Raw genomic sequence first — 21,431 nt, forward strand, 5'->3', positions numbered from 1 at the left:
GACATCGTGTCATCAATTCGGTGGGTCGCATCGGAACATCTAGCAAGACGAGTGGTGGGCTACGCGAATGGGTGCGGCCTGGGTGAGACCAGGCGAGAGGGCGGACTGGGCGCTAGCCTTTGCATCATGTTCCCAACCGACGGCCATACTAACCGAACCGCGTCTCCGAATGAGATCCGCACGTCGAGGTGTCATATCCCAGGAAGAGCGGCGGTCCCGATGAACGCGGTGGGTGTGCTGGTCACTGGTGTTCCGTGCACGCCCGCGATTGTTGCCTGCACGCCCGCGATGCTGTCCATCGACTCGTCATGAGGAATGCACCATCCTCATCCGCACCAAGCGGGCGCATTGAAGGTTGGGGTGGGAACGGCTGGACGCCAGACGCCTCCACCGCTGCTGCCGGATCTGGCCTCAAACTGCCCATCCGCGCGGCAATGGTGTGGCTGCTGGGCACCTACGGCGCGTTCCTTCTGATCGGCCAGCCCTCCTTGGTAGCTGACCTATGGGCGCTGTCGGTTTACGTGCTCTGCGCAGCTGGGGCGCTTTGGCTCGGGTACTGGCTGTCGGCGCGCCGCTATGTAAACGAGTCTGTGGCGCCACCGGAGACGACGGAGAAGCTCCGGTCGCTCATCCGACTCACCCGAGCATCGGCGATCTATCTCGGTCTCTACGGATTAAGTATGCTGGCAGCCTACGGGGCGACTGGGCCCAGTGACATTGTCACCGCAGTGCTCAACCCGGGCAGTGCGTACTTGTCGAAGTTCAACGTCTACCAGCAGCAGCAGGCGGAGACATCAAACACCGTCGTGCAAATTATCACCCTGGCCTCTGTGCTGTACGTGCCAGTAGTCCCGTTGGCCGTGATCTACTGGAAGCGCCTTTACGTTGCTGTCAAGGTAATGGTGTTGGTAGGCGTGGGTGCCTACGTGGCCTATTACCTGTTTATCGGCACCACAAAAGGGCTAGGTGACTTGGTCGTATTCGCGCTCGTGGGTTTCATGGTCAGGGCGGTGCGCCGCCCGAGCGAAGGCGGAGTTCGCATTACGCGCAGAATGCTCCTGCCTGTACTCGCCGTTGGGCTCGCGTTCGGTGGCTATATGACCTACACGCAGGCAGACCGACTCACCAGCGTCGGCGGCCTGAGTGGAAAGTTTGCGCCCAACCCTGCCGTCGAGGCCGTCCTTGGCACCAACCTTGCCCGTGGATTGACAGTCGTCGGCTTTTACCCGACTCACGGCTACCTTGGGCTGTCCTACAACCTTGACACCCCGTTCGAGTGGTCCGAGATGCGGGGAGGGTCTCGAGCTATCGACTCGTACCTTGCGCAGTACGGGTTTGGTGACAGTATGGCCGACACCACCTATCCAGCTCGGACCGAGATCCGGACGGGCTGGCCCCAAGGGATGTATTGGGCGACGGCATACCCTTGGCTCGCATCCGACTTGACCTTCCCCGGGGTGGTCGCCCTCATGTTCATTCTCGGGTGGTGGTGGTGCCGACTGTGGGTCGAGGCGGTCTATAAGCGGTCGGTTGTTGCGTTGCTGCTGTTCGCACAACTGATGCTATTCATCGCCTATATCCCGGCGAATAATCAGATCGGCATCTCTCGGCCGGCCACGATCGGTTTTGTGACCACAACCCTGATCTATATCGTGGCCAAGTGGACCTCCCGCGGCCATCGGCGCCCGGGTGGGCGCGCCAACCAGGTGATAGCGCGGACTAAGTTGGCCAACAGATGGCCCTTTGAATGATCGCCGTGGAAATCATCTCGGCAGCGTTCGGAATTCTTCATCCAACGCACCACCGGCGGTCCCGCGTTACCGGACGGGGTTCGGCCGTGCGCCGAGTACGCCGTCGTGTCCCATCTTGGCATTCCGGGAGACCAGCTGCTCGACGAAGGCACCCAGCCGGGGCGCCCACGCGGTGACGGACAAAGTGTCTTCCGCGCTTTGCCGAGCGGCGTGACGTATGCTATCGAGTTCACTCCTCGACATTTTCAGCGCCAAAATTAAGGCAGCGTTGACATCTTCATACCTTGCTGATGCTGCCAAGAGAGCATCTTGGCCGTCATGGGCAAAGTCTGCTAAGTCCCCGTGAGCCGTGCCGAACAGGGCACACCCGGCTGCCATCGCCTCTGGCACTTTTGAAGGAAATCCGGCGACGGCGTAACCGGTCTGTGGGCGGACGAGTACGCAAAGGTCACTCGCGCTCCAGAGGCGGCGCACCTCTGTACGGGAAAGCCGTCCGACGACCTCGACCGAGCCTCCGCACGAGTGCAGAGATGACTCTTTTACCTCTCCTAACGCGAGTAGGCCTTCGCGCGTAGGCCCGGCTATGGTGAGCTTGACGCGGGCACGCAACCGAGGCTCAAGTGCCGCGATGGCGTCCACGACAGGCCCCAATAGATCCTTGTTATTGGGGGTTCCGGCATACGCCAAGTAGATGTGGTCCACTCTGTCCACGAATAGATTCCTGTGAGGTAAAACCTCTCGAGTGTCGACGAACGGCGGCATGACTAGCGCCGGTACTCGAGGTCGCAACATGGACTTCAGTGGATTGGAGATCAACAACAGACCAGCGGGCCGCCTTGCGCAGAGTCTCGAGAGCCGGCGGTGCCTGAGGTAACGCGGGTCCCACTTTCCGCGCGCGAACTGCGCTGGCTCGTGGCGTTCCATGAGGTCGGCGACGAGGGGGATCTGTTTGCGGTCTGCCCACCGTTGCAGCAGCCGCCCGTACAGGGTTGCGTGGACGATGAGGAGACCCACATCTGAACTTGGCTTACCCAAGCTGGTGAGCGCGTCAGCTACCCGCTTCTGACGACGGAATCGCTCCGCCAGCCGCATGACCCTGCTCCCCTGGGCCGGGCCTACGTTCGCGTATGGGATGCCGTCGACGATCCCACGTGCGTCATGCGATCGATCCGAGGCGTACTCCGACAGAAGGACGGGACTCCAGCCGTCCTCCCGGAGCGCCTTGGCTAGAGATACGGCGCGGTTGGCGGTTGCATCCCCGTGCGGCAACTCGCCACCTATGAACAGGACTGCTGTCCCACTCGGCGTAGCTGGATCCACGCTCACGCTCCTGAATAGGTGGCAGATCAGTCGCCCGATACGATGATCCTTCGCCGGAAATGTCGAGGTTACAGGGGAAATTCGAGTGGCCAAACCAGTCGTCGTCCAGCACAGCTTTGGGGCTCCTGGTACGGGTGGACCACAGACAGCGTTACAACGTGTTCTCGACTCCAGCCTGGCTGACAGATTCGATTTTGTCCCGTTGACACAGACGAGCTCGACTGGGTCTATCGACCTGCGCAGGATCCGCGAGTGGGCCACGACCCTCGGCGCCATCGCTCCTGATTTGGTCCACGTTCGGGGTCTGGGCAGTGAGGGCTTCCACGCCGCCGCGGCAGCCCGTTTGGCCGGATGTCGCAACGTCTTGGTGACCGTGCATGGGACCCACCGCGACCTGACCCGCGGTCGTCTGGCCGCGAGACGATTGGTCATGACGGGAGGTATCGAGCCGGCAACCCTAAGCCTGGCTTCGCACATCGCAACCGTCTCGCAGGCGGCAGCGCGGCGACCCTTCATCGCACGGCATGGAAAGAAGGTGCTGGCGCCCATCGAAAATGGGGTTCCCCTGCCACTGCTAGACGCCCAGCGTGCCCAGCAGAAGCGGCGCGACCTGGGCCTCTCGGCCGATCGCATAGTCTTGGTCTCGGTGGGAAGGCTGTCTCTGGAAAAGGGGCATCTAGAGCTGGCAAGTGCCTTAAGCCGACTGCCAGTTGAAATCGTGCACCAAGTCCAGCTCTTGATAGTCGGTTCAGGACCGGACGAAGACCAAATCCTTGCCACTTACCGGAGAATCGCGGGGCTGGCGATGAGGAGCGTCGGCAACCGGTCGGACGTATTGGACATTCTCCAGGCGTCGGACGTGTTCATCTTCCCGTCACTCCACGAAAACCTCTCGATCGCGCTGCTTGAGGCGATGGCTTCCCAGCTGCCAGTCATCGCCACGGCGGTGGGTGGCAATGTCGAGGTGCTTCGCCGCGGCGGTGGGCTCCTCGTGCCTTCCGGCGACACTGGTGCCCTCGCTGAGGCCGTCGCGGAACTGGTGCAATCACCCGAGGATCGACGTTCACTTGCTTCCGCCGCTCGCTCGACGATAGAAAAGCACTACACGCTTGAGCACATGCTTGAACGTCTATCGGTCGCCTACGAACACATCCTCCGGTCGGAGCGCTCGAGGTGAGGGCCGCTCTGCTGGGCTTCACATTGGATGACGAGCGAATAGGAAAGATTCTCTCGGAGGATCGTGCCATGCCGTCCCAGACTCACCGCTTTGCGTGGGCGTTGGTCCGGGCCCTTGAGGAGGCCGGGGTGCCTCCCTTCCTGCTGAGCTCTGCGCCAGTGTCCACTTACCCTGGCCATCCACAAGTTGTATTCCCCGGTGGGTCGTTCTCGGCCAACGGGCGAGCCGGCCGCGAGTTGCCGTTCGTGAACCTCATCTTGGCCAAGCATGTGACTAGATTCTTGAGCGCGATGACCGTCGGTCGTCATGTCCTGAAATCTGAGTCCATCGACACGCTCTTTGTGCATGGCGTGCACAGCCCGTGGTTGTGGTTTGCCGCAATCATGCGCGCCAAAGGATTGACGACGGTGATAGTCCTCACCGATCCCCCTGGTGTGATCGGGTCTGATGATTCTCGGTTGGTCGCTACCCTCAAGCGGCTGGATCGTCGTGTGGTCGCGGCGTCACTTCGACTGCAGACTGGCGTGGTGGTGCTCGCGCAGGCATTGGCTGACGAATGGGCGCCAAGCCTCCCCAGCCTGTTGATGGAGGGCGTTGCCCCTGAAGTTTGGCCCGAGTCGACGCCTGGCGCGGGACCGCAGACCGGGCCGTTTCGGATTGTGTACGCGGGCGGCCTCAGCAATGAGTATGGAGCCAAGGCCCTGGTAGAGGCGGTGGAGATGTTGCCCGACCATGACGTGGAGCTGCAGATGCTGGGCAGGGGGCCTTTGGAGAGATGGATTGCGGAGCGGTCGCAAACCGACTCGAGAATACTTCAGCCGCGTTTGGTTCTCCCCGAAAGGGTTCCCGCCGAGCTAGACCAAGCCAACGTGCTCGTGCAGCCCCGGCCTCTGAATATGCGAGAGGCACGATTCTCCTTCCCATCGAAGTTGCTCGAGTATCTGGTGGCGGGACGACCTGTGGTCTCGACACCGTTGCCCAGCCTCCCGGCTGAGTACGCGGACGTCGTTCGCCTGACAGATGACGATGGACCACGAGCTCTCGCAACGGAGATCGAGGCTATCAAGCGCATGGATGCCGAGTCGCGGACGCGGATGGGTGTCGCAGCCCGGTCATTCGCGGTCAGGGAGAAGTCCGCTTACGCGCAGGCCTCCAGGATGGCACTCTTCCTGGAGGAGCTGCGGACTCAGTCGTGACCTAAGGTGTCAGATGTCTGCAGTTCCGGGGCCGATTCGCGGAGAAGTGGTCCGAGAGCGTGCGCCATAGCATTCGTGATGTGGGTCGGATCCACTCGTGCCAGGTACCTTCCGATCACTGCCGGGCAATGGCCATCGGCGTCGCAGAACCACTGTGCAACAGGGACGTAAGACACCCGACCGGGAAACGCCTGTGATGCAGTCTCTTCCGCTTGCGTCTTTGACACTTGGGCTGGTGTCAGCGAAGTGGTGCAAGTGGGCGGTGCGGCGATCCGGTTCACGCAATGCCTGACATCGCCTCCGATCGGCGGATTCTCCAGAACCACGACGTGGTTGGTCGCCTGCAGATACGAGTGGAGCGTCGAACGCATCCCGGCGGCCCAGGCCGCGGACCTGTCATCGGCAAGCACCTTGTCGTAGCTGCCAACTGAGCTCGAAACGACGACGACATCGGGCCGCTGCGCTTGCATGCGCTTGAGGATCCCGTTGCGTGCCAAATCGCACGCCCGCTGGTAGTCGACCACACCGAGACTCGACCCGTGCTGGACGTCCCACGGAGCACAGCTAGGCACGCCCACCGCGAGGATTCGGCTGCCCGACGAGGCCGAAAGAACTGTCGGAACCCAGGCCATGGCAACGGAGTCGCCTACAACCATGATGGTTCGGGAGCCCGTGCCGTAGCTGCACATATCGAGGTTGCTTCGGCCAAGGGCATTGCTACAACCGCCAGGAACGTCGAAGGTAGAGGAGAGCTGCTGAGGTCCGAGAGCCTGTGGGCTTGGGATCGTATCGCTGTAATCCTGACGCCCGAGGCCAGTCCGGACTGCCTCCCGAACCTGGTCTTGTGAAACAAACACGTCGGTGCCAAGCTCGCGAGATTGACTGAACGTTGATGATTCGAGGACTCCCACTTTCGCTGGTGCGAACTGCATGGCAGCAATCAGCACCAGGACCAGACATACTGCCGAGATGGACAGAGTCTGGTGTCGAGGCCTAGATTCACGCTCCCACGAGCGAAGCCAGCCGGATCGGCGAATGGGATCTTCGATCCATCGGTAGGTGGCCGCCGAAAGGCCCACCGCTACGGCTATCAGGGTGGCAAGAGCCAGATTGTCGAGTGGACCAAAAAGGGAAAGTGGAATTACTAGGATCGGCATGTGCCATAGATAGAGGCTGTAGGAGATATCGCCGAGCCCCCGAATGGGCCTGGATTTCGAGACTGTCTCCAGTCGACGTCCAGGACGACCGATTAGGACGCAGACGGTGCCGGCGACAGGCACGATCGCCCAAGGGCCTGGAAAGGCCTGCGATGGAGAGAGCACAAACGCCCCGACCAGGATCATCGCGAATCCAAAGGCCGACCATAATGACCGACCAGGCCGTTGGACAGATGTTGATCGACTCTCGAGGTGTGCTGCCACCAAGCCGCCTGCCCCTAGCTCCCACACTCGGCTGAGTGTGTCGAAGTAAGCGAACTGCGGTCTCGCATGCGTTATCACCGCAGACAGCAGGAAGCCTCCGGCAACCAGAATCAGCAAGCTGATCGTAAGAAAGGGCCCCGACTGGATCCGTCGCGTACGCGCGATGCCGATCGCTGCAATCAAGATCGTTGGCCACGCGAGGTAAAACTGCTCCTCCACGGAGAGTGACCAGTAGTGCTGCAGGGCGGGCGGGAGATCGGAGCCGGCTAAGTAGTCCGCTCCCGAGGCAGCAAAGTGGTAGTTCGCGACCCAAAAGGCAGCGGACACGGCGTCCAATGCGTTCTGTCTAGCCGCGTGCGGGAACCAGACGATGAATCCCGCAAGGGTGGTGATAGTCAGCACAAGGAGGGCAGCGGGGACGATGCGCCGCAGGCGCCGTGCGTAGAACGCTGTGAGCGAGATACTGCCTGCGCGGCGTGCTTCAGCGAGAAGAAGCGTCGTGATGAGAAAACCTGAAACGACGAAGAAGACGTCTACCCCGATAAAGCCGGCGCGCGGCGCGCCAAAGAAGTGTTGACCAACAACAAGAGCGACAGCCAGGGCCCTTAGTGCCTGGATGTCATATCGACGTTTGGCGTTTCGGTTCTCGCGCGCTCCAGGCTGTGCATTCATGCTAGTGGTCGTCTCTCTGATCGATATAGAAGCTCAACGGCAACCTGTGTGGAGGAACCTGTGTTTCCACAGGCGCTACGTGTGAGCCACCGCAAGATTCCCCATTCGGGTCTTCGCAAGTGCGACGATCATGGCCTGCGTGCTTCGAGAGTTAGCTGCGAAGCGTACTCCTCCCGCGCGGGACCCGTGCACAAATATCTATAACTCATCCGGTGAGCCCCGCTCGAGCCGTATGCGTAGTCTTGCGGTAGCCGGCTACGGCGAAAGGCAGTATCACTAATACGTAGAGACCAGCGCTGACGAAAGGGAGGGTTGCGATGCCAAAATGGAGCGCAGCACCGATCTTCAACGGAATGCTGCAGGCTAGGAAGCACGCCCACCCGAGCGTTTGGGGTCTCAGGACGGAGCCAGCGTTTTGCACACTGAAGAGCGGTCCAGCGAAAGCTACTAGAGCCCACCACAAGACCAAGCCCGCTAGCAGGCCAACTGTTGGGACGTAGCCGGGACTTAGCCAACCGAAGACGGTCTCGCGCATCATCACGATCGTGCAACCGAGCAGGGTTACCACGCTGGCTGACCCGACCGACATCAGTCGTGTCGTCCGCCGTACCCACGGCATGTCACCGCGGGCCAATGCGTCGCCGGCGGAAGACCAGAACGGAAGGCTCGCGAAGGTGATGACGAGACCTAGTGCACTTAGGGCGCGAAAGGCGACCGAGTAGTCAGCAACCGCCCGTAGGCCGAGCGTGTGGCTGATGATCAGGTTATCGGCGTTGAGCGCCAAGGAGCTGAGAAGTGAGATGCCGAAGAACTGCGCTCCCAGTCTGAGGAGATTCCGGGCGGTCGCGGGGTGGAAGGCTCGCCAAGTCGGCGATAGATCTCTTGCTCGGAGGAAGAAGACAATCGAGTTGACGATGGCGATTGCCGGTCCTGCGAACGCCACAGCGCCGATGACGACAACCGCGGGCTGCTCGGATGCCACGGCCACACCAGCCGCGAGCAACGACGCGAGACTCCCGATCGCCTGCCAGACGTTGCTGACTGTCGCCTGCTGATTGGCGTATTGCACTTTCTGTACGAGGGATGCAGGGATGTTGAGCGCGAAGGCGCTCAGGCAGACGAGCGCAACTCCGCGTGCCGCATCGCGGGCTCCGAGATCCTGAGCATTGAGGAGTGCGGGCCAGTCGAGGACCGCCTGACTTCCCAACAGAACGGCGAGCAGGATCCCCGCTAGGCCGATGAGAGTGACGTACGCACTCGTGACCTGTTCGCGCGCCCGCTGACGTTCGCCCAAAGACAGCGATCGGGTAAGTTGCGTCAGCAGCCCACTCCCCAGTCCGAGGTCCGACCACAGAGCCATGCTCGTTACGGACAAGACGGTCATCCAGAGTCCGAAGATCGGTTGTCCGAGGTACGTGAGTGTCAGGGGGATCAGCACGAGCGGCGTAATGCCGGCGACACCACGCGTGATCAACGCCGTGATCAGGCTCTTGACGAGCAGGCGGGATCGGCTGGGAATCTGTGGTGTCGTTGGGTTTCTCACCCGGTGCTCGCCGATGGACATCAGATCCGGATGCCGGCCCAGTCGTGGTGGCGGCGTGCGGTCGAGAGGATGAACTTGACGGTCCGCTCGCTCGTGTTGTCGATGAGGTAGTCGTCGGGGGTGATGTCGCTGACCCCGTCGCGCTGGTAACCAGAGTTCATGGCGACCCTGACGGCCGAGACACAGTCGTCCACCGACAGTCCGGTCATCATGATCGCCCCGGTGTCGAGAGCCTCAGGTCGTTCGATGGAGTCACGGAGGGTCACGGCCGGGAATCCGAGGATCGAGGACTCCTCGGCGATGGTCCCCGAATCGCTGAGGCAGCAGGCGGCTCCGACCTGGAGACGGTTGTAGTCGTTGAAGCCGAGCGGGTCGCTGAAGATCACACCGTCGGGGGCGCTCCAGTCGGGCAGCGCCTCGAGTCGCTTGCGCGTACGCGGATGCGTGGAGACGAAGACCGGGAGCCCGAACGCGTCGTGGACGCCTGTCAGGCAAGCCAGAAGGGCCGTCAGCCGCTCGGGAGAGTCGACGTTTTCCTCCCGGTGCGCGCTCACGAGGAAGTACTTGCCTTCTTCGAGCCCCTTGTCCGCCAGGATCGTCGACGCGTCGATGCCGTCGCGATAGGCGTTCAGCACCTCCCGCATCGGAGAGCCCGTCTTGATGATGCGGCGCGGATGAAGGCCCTCGGCCAGCAGATTGCGTCGTGCATGTTCGGTGTAGACGAGATTGAAGTCGCTGACGTGGTCGACGAGCCGACGGTTGGTCTCCTCCGGCACGTTGAGGTCGAAACAGCGGTTGCCGGCCTCCATGTGGTAGACCGGCACCTTCATGCGGCGAGCCATGAGTGCTGCGATGCAGGAGTTTGTGTCACCGAGCACCAGAAGGGCGTCAGGTCGCTCGGTGAGGATGACGTCCTCCACCGCCGCCAAGGTGCCGCCGAGCACGCGTCCGAGACTGGAGGTGTCGACGCCGAGCATGTGGTCAGGCTTGCGGATGCCGAGATCGTGGAAGAAGACCTCGTTCAGGGTGTAGTCGTAGTTCTGACCCGTGTGAACGAGAACGTGTTCGACCGTCTCGTCGAGTCGAGCGATCACGCGCGAGAGCCTGATCAATTCCGGACGCGTGCCCACGACGGTCATGACCTTGAGCATCAGGGGTTCTCCTGGTTGTCGTTCAGCGGACGCACGGGCTCGGGAAACGTGTCCGGGGCCTCGGGGCGGAACAGCTCATGAGACCAGAACTGCGTGAGCAGGACCGTGTCACCGGTGTTCGTGATGTTGTGGACCCAGCCCACGGGCATGTCGACGGCGCACGGCCGGGCGCCGTCCACGTCGAAGTCGATGACGTCGTCCGTGAACATCTTGCGCAACGAGATGCGTGCGCGCCCGTCGATGACCGCGAAGCGCTCGATCTTGGTGAGGTGATAGTGCTCGCCACGGGTGACGCCGGGAACGGTCGTCGAGAACGAGGTCTGCCCCTCGCCACCTCGGCATCGAACCGTCTCGACGAACGAGCCGCGGGCGTCCGTGTGAGGAGTCAGGAGAACCGGCGAGCGCTCAGGAAAAAGGGCGGCGCGGTACGTGTTGAACAGATCGACGCGGAACTTGGTGCTGAGGTCTGGGAACTCCCCGGAGACGTACGAGCGGTCGAACTCGCGCAGCAGGTCGAGGACCTCTTGGACGCCCACCTCCGTGACCTCCGGGACGACGACGCGCGTCGGCCCCTCGAGCGAGCGGATGAGCTCCTCCGCGGCGTCCTGAGCGTGGAGGAGCCCGACCTGACGGTCCTGGATCTGCGGTGAGGCGCCGTCCTTGACGGCGTGCACGAAGGTCGCGACGAACGAGTTGTACTGCGGACGGCCGTGCTCGCCGAAGAGATTCGGGAGACGAACGTCGACGAACGCAGAGCCCGAGGCGGCGCAGGCCGACGAGAGGACCTCCCGCGCACGCGCCTTGCCGGTGCCGTAGGGGCTCCCGTTGGAGTCCTGGATCGAGTTGGCGAAGACGATCCGGGTCAGCCGCTCGCGGTGAGCAGTCGCTGCAGCGACGTCCTCGGCCAGACGGACGTTATCGGCCTCGATCTCGTCAGGCTCCCCGCGGTTCACACCCGCGATGTGGATGACGGCGTCGACGTCACGCAACAGGTGAGCCAGGTTCTGCCAGTCGTCGCGGCCCACCGCGACGACGTCATGGGCGCCCACCGCATGAAGGCGCAGACGGGTGTGCCATCCCAGAAAGCCCCCGGCGCCGGTCAGGGCAACCTTCATCGGCCGGCCATCGCCAGGAGCTGCTGCATCTCCGGAAGCGCTCGGACGAGCTCGACGGTCTCGGCGACGTCGAGGCGACGCGTGTTGTGCGAGTCGTAGTCCTCCATCTCGACGGCGTCCTCGTCCCCGTCCTCGACGTAGACCGAGTAGTCGAGGGAGCGGGCATCCAGCGGCACCCGGAAGTAGTCACCCTGGTCCTCGGCCTTGACCCGCTCCTCCCTCGACAGGAGCACCTCGTGCATCTTCTCCCCGTGCCGCATCCCGATGCGGCGGACTTCGGCGTCGACTCCGAGCACCGACGCCACGGCCCGGGCCAAGGTCTCCACCGTCGACGCCGGGGCCTTCTTGACGAAGAGGTCGCCCGGCTCCGCATGCAGGAAGGCGTGGTCGACGAGGTCGACCGACTCCTGAAGGGACATCAGGAAGCGGGTCATCCGTGGCTCGGTGACGGTGAGCGGGAGGCCGCTCTGGATCTGCTTGACGAACAGCGGAATGACCGAGCCGCGGGAGTACATGACATTGCCATAGCGCGTGATCGAGACGACGGTCCGTGACTCGGGGTGATTGCGGGCGAACGCCTGCGCCGTCTTCTCCATGAGCGACTTGGTCATGCCCATGGCGTTGACCGGGTAGACCGCCTTGTCCGTGCTCAGGCAGACGACTGAGCCCACGCCTTGCCGATGGGCCGCTTCGATGACGTTCCGGCTGCCGACGATGTTGGTCTTCACAGCTTGGTCCGGGAAGAACTCGCAGGACGGAACCTGCTTCAGCGCGGCCGCGTGGAAGACGAAGTCCGTGTTGACGAGCGCCTTCTCGACACTGTCGTAGTCCCGGACGTCGCCCACGAAGAAGCGCAGGCGACCGTCGGAGAACGCCTGCCGCATCTCGTCCTGCTTGGCCTCGTCGCGGCTGAGGATGTTGATGCGCGAGACGTCGCGGTCGAGCAGGTGCCGCACCATCGTCTTGCCGAAGGATCCTGTCCCTCCGGTGATGGTCACAGTTGCGCCGTTGATGTTGCTCACTCGGTTGTCCTTTGTCATCGCAAGGTCGGGCATCAGAGCCGGGTCACGGTCGGGGCTGTCGTCGTCGCCCCACGGGTGTCGAGAAGCTGAGCCCCGCTCGAGCCGATGGCGTCGAGGTCGTACTGAGCGTGCGGCTGCAGCAGCACCACGACGTCCGCGGCAGCCAGCGCCGCGTCGAGGTCCGGGGCGCACGTCAGCACCGCATCGCTTCCACGCGGGCTCCACTGCGGGACGAAGGGGTCGTGGTACGAGACCTTCGCGCCCCACGACGCGAGCCGGGCGGCGAGCGGGTCGGCCGGGCTCTCGCGACAGTCAGCGATGTTCGGCTTGTACGTGACGCCGAGGAGCAGAACGTTCGAGCCGTTGACGGCGCGGCCCTGGTCGTTGAGCAGCGACCAGACGCGCGAGGCGACGTAGTCGGGGGCCGCGTGGTTGATCTCCTCGGCGAGCTCGACCATCCGGAAGGCGTAGCCGAGCTTGGCCTTGACGCGGTGCGAGAGGTACGACGGGTCGACAGGGATGCAGTGGCCGCCGACGCCGGGACCGGGGCGGAAGGCCATGAAGCCGAAGGGCTTGGTCTCGGCGCAGTCGATGGCGTCCCAGAGGTCGATGTCGAGCTCCTGGGAGAAGCGGAGCATCTCGTTGACAAGGGCGATGTTGACGTGCCGGAAGGTGTTCTCGAGGAGCTTGGCCATCTCGGCCTCCTTGGCGCCCCGGGCCTCCACGACGGTGTCGACGAAGAGCGCGTAGAACTCCCGGGCGCGGTGGGTGCACGCGGGGGTCATGCCGCCGACGACCTTGGGCGTGTTCTGCACGCCGTAGGTCACGTTGCCGGGGTCGATGCGCTCGGGGGAGAAGGCGATGAAGACATCGCTGCCGACGTCGAAGCGCCCACGCGTCACGAGCGGAGCGAAGATCTCCTCGGTCGTGCCGGGGTAGGTCGTCGACTCGAGGATGACGAGCGTGTCGGGGGAGAGGTGCTCACCGATGACGCGGGCAGCACCCTCGACGGGTCGCAGGTCGGGCCCGCCCTCGGCCGCGAGCGGCGTGGGCACGCAGACGACGACGACGTCGGCGTTGGCGATGCACCCGGGGTCGTCGGTCGCCTCGTAGCCGTTGGCGATGCCGGCGGCGAGGTCGTCGTCGCTGACGTCGTCGATGTGGGAGACGCCGGCGTTGAGCGCCGCGACGGTCGCGGAGTTCGTGTCGAGGCCGTGGACCTTGAGCCCGACCTCGGCGGCACGCAGGGCCATCGGGAGGCCGACGTAGCCCTGTCCGACGACGACGAGGGTCTTGCTCATGAGATCTCCTTGAACCAGGTGACGGTCTCGGCCAGGCCCTCGTCGAGGGACACGGGTGACACGTCGGGGAAGAGGGTGCGCAGGCTCGTGTTGTCGGCCTGCGAGTGCTTGACGTCGCCGGCTCGCGGCTCGCGGTGGACGACCTCCGCCGTCGTGCCGGCGGCGTGCTCGATACGCGAGACGAGCTCGAGCAGCGTCGTGTTGGTGCCGAAGGCGAGGTTGACCGGCTCGGGGTGGGTCACCCGACGCTCAGCGGCGTCGAGGAGCACCCTGCAGACCGTGCCGACGTAGGTGAAGTCGCGCGAGTTGCTGCCGTCACCGTTGATCGGCAGCGCCTCGCCGCGCATCAGCGCGTCGAGGAAGACCGGGATGACGGCGGCGTAGACGTGCCCCGCCCGCTGACGCGGCCCGTAGACGTTGAAGAAGCGGAACGCGAGGGTGTCCATGCCGTACGCCTGCTGGTAGCAGAGCGTGTACTGCTCGGTCGCGAGCTTGGTGACGGCATACGGGCTCATCGGGCGGACCCACTCGCGCTCGTGCTTCGGAAGCGCGGGGTTCATCCCGTAGACCGAGCTCGACGAAGCGCAGGAGACGTGGGAGACGCCGGCCGCGCGGGCCGACTCGAGGAGGGTCAGCGTGCCGGTGGCGTTGGCCAGGTGGCTGGCGACGGGGTCGACGATGCTGCGTGGGACGCTCCCGAGCGCGCCGAGGTGTACGACGGCGTCGGCACCCGTGACGGCGTCGTCCGTCGCGTCGCGGTCGGCGACGGAGCCCTCGACGAGACGGACGTCGATGTCGTCGACGTTCTCGCGGTAGCCGGTCGAGAAGTCGTCGAGCACCGTCACCGCGTGACCGGACTGGAGGGCAAGTCGTGCGAGGTTCGAGCCGATGAAACCGGCGCCCCCCGTGATGAGCAGTCGCATATGCGCTTTCCGTAGCAGTCTGACCGACTTGCCCGATTCTAGGGCAGGTCGACTACTGCTCCCGTCAGGCGTCCAGGTGCGTCCGCAGGCCCTCGCGCCAGTTTGGGATCTGGGCGGCGCCGGCACGCTCGAGGCTCTCGTGCGACAGGACGCTCCAGGCGGGACGCGGAGCGGGCCGCGGGAAGGCTTCCGTCGTCGTCGGGAGCACCCGCTCGGGGTCGAGCCCGCTCAGTTCGAAGACGGCCCGCGCCAGCCCGAACCACGTCGTCTGCCCGCTCGCCGTGCCGTGGTGGATGCCGTATGCCGTGTCGCCGGCGACCAGACGCACGACGAGGTCGGCGAGGTCAACAGTCCACGTCGGCTGGCCCACCTGGTCGTCGACGACCGACACGGTGTCCCGCTCGCTGGCGAGCCGCAGCATCGTCGAGACGAAGTTCGGGCCGCCCGCGCCATAGAGCCACGCCGTGCGCACGACCCACGACTCGGGGCACAGCGCCCGCACGGCCCACTCGCCCGCGGCCTTGGTGCGGCCGTAGGCCGAGCGCGGGGCGAGGGGGTGGTCGACGGCATACGGCTCGGTGGCCGTGCCGTCGAAGACGTAGTCCGTGGAGACGTGGACGAGGCGTGCGCCTGCGCGCGAGCACGCGCGGGCCACGTTGGCGGCGCCGACGGCGTTGACCGCGAAGGCGGCCGCCTCGTCGGTCTCCGCCGCGTCGACGGCGGTGTAGGCGGCCGCGTTGACGACAAAGTCGTGCCCGTCCACCGCCGCCACGCACTGAGCCGGGTCCGTGACGTCGAGGTCACCGCGACCGAGGCCCGTGACGACCCAACCGGCCGCCCGCAGCGCCGGGACGAGGTCGTGCCCGAGCATCCCGCCCGCCCCGGTGACGAGGGCGCGCCCGGCGCCCTCGGGACCACCCGCGGTGGCGGTCATCGCCCCAGCCGGGCGTAGGTGCGTTCGGACTCGACCTTGGCGGCTTCCCACCAGTCGCGGTGGGCGGCGTACCACTCGATCGTAGCCTCGAGGCCGGCGCGGACGTCGCCGTAGCGCGGTCTCCAGTCGGTCTCGAGGCGCAGCTTCGTCGCGTCGATGGCGTAGCGCAGGTCGTGGCCGGGGCGGTCGTCGACGTGCTCGAACCAGTCGTCCGGCTTGCCGAGCAGCTCGAGGACCATCCCGACGATCTCGAGGTTGTTGCGCTCGCCATCCGCGCCGATGAGGTAGGTCTCGCCGAGCCGGCCCTGCTCGAGGATCGCGATGACGGCGTCGTTGTGGTCGTCGACGTGGATCCAGTCGCGCACGTTGAGCCCGGAGCCGTAGACCTTGGGGCGCATGCCGTCCAGGACGTTCGTGACCTGGCGCGGGATGAACTTCTCGACGTGCTGGCGCGGGCCGTAGTTGTTCGAGCAGTTCGACACGGTCGCCCTGATCCCGAACGACCGGATCCACGCCCGCACGAGCAGGTCGGCCCCGGCCTTGGTGGCCGAGTAGGGAGAGGAGGGGTTGACGGGCGTCTGCTCGGTGAACCGCTCGTGGGCGTCGAGCTTGAGGTCGCCGTAGACCTCGTCGGTGGAGATGTGGTGCAGGCGCTTCTCGTGCCGGCGGATCGCCTCGAGGAGGGTGAAGGTGCCGACGACGTTGGACTCGACGAAGGGCCACGGCGAGTCGAGGCTGTTGTCGTTGTGCGACTCGGCGGCGAAGTGCACGACGACGTCGTGGTCGGCGACGAGCCGGTCGACGAGCGGTGCGTCGGCGACCGAGCCCTCGACGAGCTCGACCGAGCCGTCTCCACCCAGGTGGGCGAGGACCGGCGCGAGCGAACGGCGGTTGGCGGCATACGTCATCGAGTCGATGACGGTCAGGCCCCAGTCGGGCCGCACCTCGCGGGCGCGCAGGACGAAGTTCGATCCGATGAAGCCGGCTCCGCCGGTCACGAGGACGCGCATGGAGCCGAGGGTAACGAAGCGCCGGTAGCTTCACGGCCACCAGCCGTTCTCCGGCGCTCGATATGCTGCCCGGCGTGAAGATCTCGGTCATCGGATGCGGTTATCTCGGAGCGGTGCACGCCGCGTGCATGGCCGACTTCGGCCACGACGTCGTCGGCCTCGACATCGACGAGCGCAAGGTGGCCAAGCTCGCCGCCGGCGTGCCGTCGTTCCACGAGCCCGGCCTCGAGCCGCTCCTGCGGAAAGGCGTGGCGGACGGCACCGTGCGCTTCACGACCGACAAGACCGCCCTCGCCGACGCCCGCGTCCACTTCATCGCCGTGGGCACTCCGCAGCGCGGCGGCAGCTACGCCGCGGACATGAGCTACGTGTGGACCGCCGTCGAGGACATCATCGCCAACGCGAGCCCGTCGCCCGACGGCCCGATCGTCGTCGTCGGCAAGTCGACCGTCCCCGTCGGCACGGCGCAGGCCGTCGCCGACCGGCTCGCCGAGGCCGGCGTGGACGCCGTCGTCGTCTGGAACCCGGAGTTCCTCCGCGAGGGGTATGCCGTCCAGGACACCCAGCGCCCCGACCGCGTCGTCTACGGACTGCCCGACGACCGCGACCGGGGCGAGATCGGTCGCGCCGTCGTCGACGAGGTCTACGCCCCGATCATCGAGGCCGGCATCCCGCGGCTGCTCGTCAACTACCCGACGGCCGAGCTCGTCAAGGTCGCCGCCAACTCCTTCCTCGCCACGAAGATCTCCTTCATCAACTCGATGGCCGAGCTGTGCGACGCGTCCGGCGCGGACGTCTCGCGTCTCGCCGAGGCCATCGGCCACGACGACCGCATCGGCTCGAAGTTCCTCCAGGCCGGCATCGGCTTCGGCGGTGGCTGTCTGCCCAAGGACATCCGCGCCTTCATGGCCCGCGCCGGCGAGCTCGGCGTCGACCAGTCGCTGACGTTCCTCCGCGAGGTCGACTCGATCAATATGCGCCGCCGCGACCACGCCGTCGACCTGGCCTCCGAGATGGCCGGCGGCCGCCTCGTCGGCGTCAAGGTGGCCGTGCTCGGCCTGACCTTCAAGCCCGACAGCGACGACGTGCGCGACTCGCCCGCCCTCGACATCGCCGGCCGCCTCTGGGGTCGCGGTGCCAACGTCGTGGCGACCGACCCGGCGGGGGCCGACGCCGTGCGCCTGGCGCGGCCCGACCTCCAGATCGTCGACTCGGCAGAGGAGGCCCTCACCGGCGCCGACCTCGTCATGCTGCTCACGGCGTGGAAGGACTACGTCGAGCTCGACCCCGCCCAGGCCAAGTCGCTCGTCGCGACCCCGCGGATCATCGACGGGCGCAACGTGCTCGACCCGCGCGCCTGGACCGACGCCGGATGGGACTACCGGGGCATGGGACGCCGGTCGAGCTCGATCTGGTGAGGCGTGCCCCTGGTTGGGGGATTCGTGAGACAACCGCCTCAATACCGCCAATTTAACGATGGCGCCACCCGAGAGCCGCCTAGGATCGAACCTCCACGAACACCAGAACCACAGGGGGCAAGATGCTCGGGGATTCTCCTCGCGCCCGCGGCATCCTTTTCGTCTGCACCGGCAACATCTGCCGGTCAGCCTACGCCGAGAGGCGGCTGCGGCAGCTGTTGCCTGAGGCAGGGGTGCCGATCGAGAGTGCCGGGACCGGTGCCGTGGTCGGCTCCGGTATCGAGACCGAAACGAGCGAGGCGCTGCGTCGACTCGGCGCCGACGTCACGGGCTACGCAGCGCGAGCGGTCACGCCACGGCTCGTCGAGGGGGCTGAGCTGGTCCTGACGATGACGCGGGCCCATCGCGGTGACGTCGCGCGCGTGCGCCCGTCCGCCATGCGCCGGGTCTTCGCCCTGGGCGACTTCGCCGACCTGTGCCGGTCCTCCCAGATGTGGCGGCCGATCGTGCCGACCCACCCCTGGCTGCCACAGGTCGTCGCCGAAGCTGCCGCCGCGCGCGGCACGATCGCCCCGCGGGAGGTGGGGGAGATCGATGTCGTGGACCCCTACGGACGGTCCGCTCGCGTCCACACGGAGGCCTTCGACCGCATCGAGGAGTTCCTCGAGGTCATCGTCGCCGCGCTGGGTAGCGTGGCCGGGTCGTCGAGGGCGCAGTCGGTCCGCTGAACGCAGACGAAGGACCCCGTCACCACGGTGACGGGGTCCTTCGTGCGTGCGCCCGGTGCCGCGAGGGTCCGGTGTCTCCTCAGCGGAAGATCGAGTCGTCCGTGGGGAAGGTGGGCTTGGTCCCGTTCTGCGGCTGGGACACAGGTGCGCCTCCGGGCGTGTCGCCCGGTGCCGCACTCGACTCGTGCGCGTGGGGCCCGGGCTCGGGCGGCCTACGGTCACCGACGGCCGACGACCTGGGGTTCACCGGCCCGACCTCGTCGGACCCTGCGGCGGGGCGCCTGCGCCCCCGGCCCAGACCCTTGGCGCGCTGGCGCTCGCTCTCGGGGCGGTAGTCGTACGCGTAGGTGCCGTAGCCCGCCCCCAGCTCCTTGGTCTTGACCCGGTTGAGGATGAGGCCGAGCAGCGAGCCGTTGACCGCCTCGAGGGACTCGAGGGCGCGACGCACGTGCTCGCGCTGGGCCACCCCGGCGCCGACGACGACGAGGGCGCCGTCGACGATCGTGCTGAGCACGGCCGCATCGGTGACGGGCAGCAGCGGCGGGGCGTCGATGAGGACGTAGTCGAAGCGCTCGGCGAGGTCGGCGACGAGCTGCTCCATGTTCGCGGAGCCGAGCAGCTCGCTCGGGTTGGGTGGGATCGGACCGGCGCCGAGCAGGCGCAGGCCGGTGCGGCCGAAGGGCTGGAGCACGTCGTCGACCTCGACCCGGCCGACGAGCACGTCGGTGAGACCGACGGAGCCCTCGAAGCCGAGGTAGTCGAGCAGCCGCGGTCGGCGCAGGTCGCCCTCGATGACGACGACCTTGAGGCCGGTCTCGGCGAGGCTGAGGGCGAGGTTGGCCGTCGTCGTCGACTTGCCCTCACCGGGCAGCGACGAGGTGACGACGATCGACTTGGGCGGGTTGGCGACGTCGATGAACTGAAGGTTGGTGCGCAACGAGCGGAACGCCTCGGCGCGCTGTGAGTGGGGGTCGACCTGGACGATGAGGGGGTGCGTCGACGCGTCGGGGTCGAAGGCGATGGCGCCGAGGATCGTACGGTCGGTGACCGCCTCGAGGTCGCGCTGGGACTTCACCGACTTGTCGAGCACGTCGCGCAGCAGGGCGACGCCGAAGCCGAGGAGCAGTCCGAGCACGAGGCCGAGGGCGAGGTTGCGCGCCGGCTTCGGGCTGACCGGGTTCGGGTCAGCCACAGCCTCCTTGACCACCGTGACCCCGACGGGGCTCTGCTGGCTCCTCTTGCGCTCGATCTCCTCGATGGTCCGGGGGAACACCTCGGCGACAGCAGCAGCGATGCGCTGCGCGCTCTCGGGCGAACCGCTCGTGACGGTCACGTCGATGATGATGGTGTCGAGCGGGATCGTCGACGTGATCTGCGTGGCGAGCTTGTCCGCCGTCGTCTTGAGTCCCACCTGCTGGATCACCGGGTTGAGCACCTTCGGCGTCTCGAGGAGCTGCGAGTAGGACTTGACGCGCGCCTGGGTGAAGGTGTTGCCCTGGGCCAGCGCCGAGGTCGAGTCCTCCCCGGAGGTCGACACGAAGAACTGCGTCGACGCGGCATACGTCCTCGGGGTCAACGCGGTGTACGCGGCCGCCAGGCCGAGGGTCACGAGAGCCACGGCGGCGATGATCATCCATCGCTTCCTGATGACGTTCAGGTAGTCCTGCAGCTCCACAGTGGTGTCTTTCCTCGTCGGCCGCGCTTGGTCACACGACTCCAGTCGGGCAATTCCGACAGTTCACTCCCGCGCATCCTAGTGCGCCTGCCCGAGATGCGCTGATTCCGTCCAGATGGTCCGTAGAGTGTCGCCCGTGATGCGATGGATGTCGGACAGATCGATGGGGCGGGTGGCGCTCGCGGGCCTGCTGGCCCTGCTCGTCGTCGACGTGCTCCTCGTCGCGCTCGCCTTCCGTCCCGACGCCGCGGGAGCCTCCACTCCGGCGTCGGCTGTCATTGCCCCCGTCCCCGCCGCGTCGCCCACGACGACCGCCGCACCTGACCTCAAGGCGACCCCCGTGACGGAGGTTGTCGCGGCTCTCGACGGCAAGCGGGCCTGGCGTGCAGTGCTCGGCACCTGCCCGGACGGCGGGGCGAGCCTTCGCGTCACCGACGACGGTGGGCGCACGTGGACCAAGCGCGCCGTTCCCGCCCGCGCTCTCGGGCGCGTGCAGCCGGTCGCCGGCGACCGCGGCTTCGTCATCGGCGCCAAGGGGAGCGGGTGCACGGTGGGGGAGTACGCCACCGACGACGACGCCACGACGTGGCGCGGACCACGCGACGTCGAGGGCGGCTGGTCACGCGTCCCCGGTGGAGCGTCGACCACGCTGATCACCCCGAAGCGTCCCGACGCCCGCCCGTGCGGCACCACCACCGTGGTGGACCTCGCCCGCGTCAGCGCCAAGCGCGCCGTCGTCGTCTGCGCGGACGGGCGACTCGTCCGGTCCACCGACGGCGGCTCGACGTGGACCACCCTCGCGACCGTGGACGGCGCGCTCGCCGTCGGCGCCCGCGAGGTGGACGGCACCCCGGAGGTCCACGTCGCCCGCGTGGCCGACGGCTGCGCCGGCGTCGAGGTCGCGAAGGTCTCAGACGGCAAGGCTGCCGGCGGCGCCTGTGTCGAGACCTCCCTCGACGGTGCCGAGGGCAAGGTCTCCATCAGCGTCGTCGACGAGGGCGGCTGGCTGGCCGTCGCGGACGCGACCTGGCGCTCCGACGCGAGCCTGGAGACGTGGCGAGCAGTCCCGTGACG

General features: G+C 66.1%; 17 protein-coding genes. 6 read left to right on the plus strand and 11 right to left on the minus strand.

Annotated elements, in window-relative coordinates:
- Positions 1 to 308: 308 nt before the first annotated feature.
- Positions 309 to 1,751: a hypothetical protein gene (locus tag AC1DW8_RS07400; protein ID WP_478092943.1), complete on the plus strand. Its 1,443-nt coding sequence runs from the start codon at positions 309 to 311 to the stop codon at positions 1,749 to 1,751.
- Positions 1,752 to 1,817: 66 nt separating this feature from the next.
- Here the strand turns inward: AC1DW8_RS07400 and AC1DW8_RS07405 are convergent, their stop codons facing one another.
- On the minus strand, positions 1,818 to 2,843 hold the full coding sequence (locus AC1DW8_RS07405) for a glycosyltransferase family 4 protein (protein WP_478093052.1): 1,026 nt from the start codon (positions 2,841 to 2,843) through the stop codon (positions 1,818 to 1,820).
- 313 nt (positions 2,844 to 3,156) lie between these two features.
- Between AC1DW8_RS07405 and AC1DW8_RS07410 the strand changes: the two genes are divergently transcribed.
- A complete protein-coding gene (locus tag AC1DW8_RS07410) occupies positions 3,157 to 4,248 on the plus strand; it encodes a glycosyltransferase family 4 protein (RefSeq protein ID WP_478092945.1) in 1,092 nt (363 codons plus the stop codon).
- A gap of 245 nt (positions 4,249 to 4,493) precedes the next feature.
- Complete coding sequence (locus AC1DW8_RS07415; protein WP_478092946.1) at positions 4,494 to 5,444, plus strand: glycosyltransferase; 951 nt, start codon at positions 4,494 to 4,496, stop codon at positions 5,442 to 5,444.
- On the opposite strand, the gene AC1DW8_RS07420 is transcribed toward AC1DW8_RS07415, so the two are convergent.
- The 9 genes from AC1DW8_RS07420 to rfbB all read right to left on the minus strand — a co-directional run bounded on the left by AC1DW8_RS07420 (position 5,435) and on the right by rfbB (position 16,536).
- Complete coding sequence (locus tag AC1DW8_RS07420; RefSeq protein ID WP_478092947.1) at positions 5,435 to 7,537, minus strand: acyltransferase family protein; 2,103 nt, start codon at positions 7,535 to 7,537, stop codon at positions 5,435 to 5,437. The genes AC1DW8_RS07415 and AC1DW8_RS07420 overlap by 10 nt on opposite strands.
- Before the next feature lie 205 nt (positions 7,538 to 7,742).
- Complete coding sequence (locus AC1DW8_RS07425; protein WP_478092949.1) at positions 7,743 to 9,101, minus strand: oligosaccharide flippase family protein; 1,359 nt, start codon at positions 9,099 to 9,101, stop codon at positions 7,743 to 7,745.
- Positions 9,101 to 10,231: a non-hydrolyzing UDP-N-acetylglucosamine 2-epimerase gene (wecB, locus tag AC1DW8_RS07430; RefSeq protein ID WP_478092951.1), complete on the minus strand. Its 1,131-nt coding sequence runs from the start codon at positions 10,229 to 10,231 to the stop codon at positions 9,101 to 9,103. The genes AC1DW8_RS07425 and wecB overlap by 1 nt, the downstream gene beginning before the upstream one ends.
- Positions 10,231 to 11,346: a polysaccharide biosynthesis C-terminal domain-containing protein gene (locus tag AC1DW8_RS07435; RefSeq protein ID WP_478092953.1), complete on the minus strand. Its 1,116-nt coding sequence runs from the start codon at positions 11,344 to 11,346 to the stop codon at positions 10,231 to 10,233. The genes wecB and AC1DW8_RS07435 overlap by 1 nt, the downstream gene beginning before the upstream one ends.
- Entirely contained in the window at positions 11,343 to 12,368 is a 1,026-nt protein-coding gene (locus AC1DW8_RS07440; RefSeq protein ID WP_478092955.1) for a polysaccharide biosynthesis protein, read from the minus strand. Before AC1DW8_RS07440 ends, AC1DW8_RS07435 begins: the two co-directional genes overlap by 4 nt.
- A gap of 32 nt (positions 12,369 to 12,400) precedes the next feature.
- A complete protein-coding gene (locus tag AC1DW8_RS07445) occupies positions 12,401 to 13,669 on the minus strand; it encodes a nucleotide sugar dehydrogenase (protein ID WP_478092957.1) in 1,269 nt (422 codons plus the stop codon).
- Positions 13,666 to 14,592, minus strand: coding sequence for an NAD-dependent epimerase/dehydratase family protein (locus AC1DW8_RS07450; protein WP_478092959.1), 927 nt, complete (start codon positions 14,590 to 14,592; stop codon positions 13,666 to 13,668). The genes AC1DW8_RS07445 and AC1DW8_RS07450 overlap by 4 nt, the downstream gene beginning before the upstream one ends.
- 64 nt (positions 14,593 to 14,656) lie before the next feature.
- Positions 14,657 to 15,526 carry a dTDP-4-dehydrorhamnose reductase gene (gene rfbD, locus AC1DW8_RS07455; protein WP_478092961.1) on the minus strand — a complete coding sequence of 290 codons (870 nt, stop codon included), beginning with the start codon at positions 15,524 to 15,526 and terminating at the stop codon, positions 14,657 to 14,659.
- Complete coding sequence (rfbB, locus tag AC1DW8_RS07460) at positions 15,523 to 16,536, minus strand: dTDP-glucose 4,6-dehydratase (protein ID WP_478092963.1); 1,014 nt, start codon at positions 16,534 to 16,536, stop codon at positions 15,523 to 15,525. The genes rfbD and rfbB overlap by 4 nt, the downstream gene beginning before the upstream one ends.
- Before the next feature lie 74 nt (positions 16,537 to 16,610).
- Between rfbB and AC1DW8_RS07465 the strand changes: the two genes are divergently transcribed.
- On the plus strand, positions 16,611 to 17,954 hold the full coding sequence (locus AC1DW8_RS07465) for a UDP-glucose dehydrogenase family protein (RefSeq protein ID WP_478092965.1): 1,344 nt from the start codon (positions 16,611 to 16,613) through the stop codon (positions 17,952 to 17,954).
- A gap of 122 nt (positions 17,955 to 18,076) precedes the next feature.
- Positions 18,077 to 18,682: an arsenate reductase/protein-tyrosine-phosphatase family protein gene (locus AC1DW8_RS07470; protein WP_478092966.1), complete on the plus strand. Its 606-nt coding sequence runs from the start codon at positions 18,077 to 18,079 to the stop codon at positions 18,680 to 18,682.
- Between the two features lie 79 nt (positions 18,683 to 18,761).
- Here the strand turns inward: AC1DW8_RS07470 and AC1DW8_RS07475 are convergent, their stop codons facing one another.
- Positions 18,762 to 20,357 carry a tyrosine-protein kinase domain-containing protein gene (locus tag AC1DW8_RS07475; RefSeq protein WP_478092968.1) on the minus strand — a complete coding sequence of 532 codons (1,596 nt, stop codon included), beginning with the start codon at positions 20,355 to 20,357 and terminating at the stop codon, positions 18,762 to 18,764.
- Between the two features lie 148 nt (positions 20,358 to 20,505).
- On the opposite strand from AC1DW8_RS07475, the gene AC1DW8_RS07480 reads away from it, so the two are divergent.
- Positions 20,506 to 21,429 carry a beta propeller repeat protein gene (locus tag AC1DW8_RS07480; protein ID WP_478092969.1) on the plus strand — a complete coding sequence of 308 codons (924 nt, stop codon included), beginning with the start codon at positions 20,506 to 20,508 and terminating at the stop codon, positions 21,427 to 21,429.
- Positions 21,430 to 21,431: the final 2 nt, after the last annotated feature.

The organism is Terrabacter sp. P2_E3 (genome assembly GCF_056403915.1).